Origin of the sequence: Micromonospora vulcania (genome assembly GCF_042658605.1) — a bacterium.
Lineage (GTDB): Bacteria > Actinomycetota > Actinomycetes > Mycobacteriales > Micromonosporaceae > Micromonospora > Micromonospora vulcania.
The window spans coordinates 1-1553 of the sequence record NZ_JBHSQS010000054.1 but is presented as its reverse complement, the minus strand read 5'-3'; the positions used below and the strand labels follow the sequence as shown (position 1 = coordinate 1553).

The 1553-nt window shown below is 67.9% G+C and carries 1 protein-coding gene; it reads right to left on the bottom strand.

Features of this window, described 5'->3' with window-relative positions:
- Positions 1-33: 33 nt before the first annotated feature.
- Positions 34-1433, bottom strand: a protein-coding gene (locus tag ACFQGL_RS32130; RefSeq protein ID WP_377516413.1) for an IS3 family transposase whose coding sequence is annotated in 2 segments (ribosomal slippage) — positions 34-1100 and positions 1100-1433 — 1401 coding nt in all. Because the reading frame shifts where the segments join, the coding sequence is not laid out codon by codon here.
- Positions 1434-1553 lie beyond the last annotated feature (120 nt).

Here is a 1553-nt window from a genome sequence, read left to right as displayed (position 1 = left end):
CGGAACGTGTCAAGGATTTGAGGCCAGCGGGAGTTATGCGGCTTGAGGTTCCGGCTCTGGTTTGTTGATCCAGACCTGTTTGGGCAGATCGAGGATCTTGGGCAAGGGCCGGTTGGCGCCGAAGCGTTCCGGGTGTGCTGCGCGGGCTGCGGCGAGGGTGTCCTCTCGGCCGGCGCGCACGGTGTGGTGGCGGCCGTGGTGGACCTCGGCGGGGGTGTGCAGGCCGATCCCGGAGTGCCGGTGGCAGTTGTTGTACCAGGTCACGAAGTCGGCCATGAACGCCCGGGCCTGGGCCAGGGACGCGAACCGGTCCGGGAAGACCGGCGCGTACTTCAACGTCTTGAACCAGGCTTCGCTGTACGGGTTGTCGTTGGACACCTTCGGCCGGGAGTGTGACCGGGTCACGGTCAGGTCTTCGAGCAGGTCAGCCACCGATTTCGACGTCATCGACGTGCCGCGGTCGGCGTGCACGACGTGCGGCACGCCGTGAACGCCGAACACCTCGCGCATCATTGACTCGGCAAGGGGACCGGACTCGCGGGCGTGCACACGGGCACCGACGATGTACCGGGAGTAAATGTCGATCATTACGTAGGCGTCGAAGTAGGTGCCCTTCACCGGGCCGGCCAGTTTCGTGATGTCCCAGCTGAACACCTGCCGCGGCGCGTCGGCGACCAGCTCCGGGCGCTGACGGGCCGGATGCCTGGCCAGCCGGCGACGTTCTCTGACCTGCCGGTGTTCCCGCAGAATCCGGTACATCGTGGCGATCGAGCCGACGTAGACGCCCTCATCGAGCAGGGCCGCGTAGATCTGCGCCGGAGCGGCGTCGACGAACTGCGGGCTGTCCAGCAGCCGCAACACGTGCTCCCGCTCCGCTGCGGTGAGCGCGTTCGCCGGCGCCGGACGCGGCCGGTGTGACGGACTCGGCCGGCGCCGGTCCCGGTCAACGCTGGACCGGGCGATCCCGGTCATCGCCGCCGCGGCCCGCGTCGTCGCCCCCGCACCGATCAGCTCCCCGAAGGCGTCCATCAGCGCTTGCCGAGCCCGAACACGTCCGGACCGTCCGGCTCGCTCCTGGAGATGTCCTCCAAGAGCTCGCGCGCTTTTCCCATGATCGTCAACGCCGTCTCGGTCCGCGCCAGCCTCGCCTGAGCCTGCGCCAGCTCACGCCGCAACCGGGCGATCTCGGCCTGCTCCGCGCTGGGCCGCCCGACCGTCTCACCAGCCGGTTTGCCCTGCAGCAACCCTGCGTCCCGCGCCCGGCGCCACTCCGACATCAACGACGAGTACAAACCCTCCCGCCGCAGGAACGCCCCACCCTCACCAGCCGCGACGGCCTGCTCGTAGGCGGCCAACAACTCCAACTTCTGCCCCGGAGTAAACGACCGACGTGCCCGCGGACCATCCGAACGCGGACCCTTCTTACGACTCATGACCCCATCCTGGGCCGTCACGACGTCAACAGCAGTATTCAACGACTCTCGATCCTGAACTCGCCCTGTCCGACGGACTTGCTATGAGCCGCTGGCCTCAACTCACCCTGACAGACAGGG